This window comes from Campylobacter sp. CNRCH_2013_0855, from assembly GCF_025773025.1.
Classification (GTDB): domain Bacteria; phylum Campylobacterota; class Campylobacteria; order Campylobacterales; family Campylobacteraceae; genus Campylobacter_D; species Campylobacter_D jejuni_C.
The window spans coordinates 1-775 of sequence record NZ_JAKMTE010000052.1 but is presented as its reverse complement, the minus strand read 5'-3'; the positions used below and the strand labels follow the sequence as shown (position 1 = coordinate 775).

Here is a 775-nt window from a genome sequence, read left to right as displayed (position 1 = left end):
ATTAATTAAACTAATTTTAAATAAATTCTTTTTATAATTACGCCTATTTTTATTTAACAATCAAGGAGTTTTAATGTCTTACTTTACGGGGGGGGGGATTTGATAATTCCCAATTAAATAATACCTCTTTAACTTCATCTCACCTAAATAATAATCTTTCTTTTACTAAAAAAACTTTTCTTTCTTTAGCAACTATATCTTTTCTAGCAACTTGTGCTAATGCTAGTATAGTAACTATAAGTGATCAAGTTTCTAATGGAACTATAGAAATTTCTAAAGCTAAAGACCCTAAAGTATTTAAAGAAAAACAAACAAAAAATTCAAAAAGTATTAGCGGTGGTGGTTGCAACAATGGAACAATATGCACTATAAATAATAGTCAAACTAATGGTGTGACTATAGGTAATAATGGAACATTAATTATAGAAAAAGAAGGTAGTGTTATAGTTAGCAATAATCCTAGTGTTGATATTTCTAGTGATTCTAAAAATATTGAAATTATTAATAAAGGGAGTATATCAGGACCTGATAGAGCTGGAATAAGGATAAATGGCAATAACAACCAATTAACACAAATTAACAATAGTGGAGAAATTAATGGTGGCCATGGTATTACTTTCAATGGAAGTAATAATACCTTAGACAATCTTACAAATAGTGGAGTTATACAAGGAACTAATAGCGGTATTAATATTCAAGGTAGCAACAACACAATAAAGTCTATAATCAATAATGGGACTATTACTGGTGGTAGTAATGGTATTAGTGTTAGTAA

Annotated in this window: 1 protein-coding gene; it reads left to right on the top strand. The window is 28.1% G+C overall.

Annotated features, from left to right (window positions below; translation table 11 throughout):
• Window positions 1-392: 392 nt before the first annotated feature.
• Window positions 393-775, top strand: a 383-nt coding sequence (locus tag L8X40_RS08375) for a hypothetical protein (RefSeq protein ID WP_263667686.1), incomplete at its 3' end; no start/stop codon positions are given.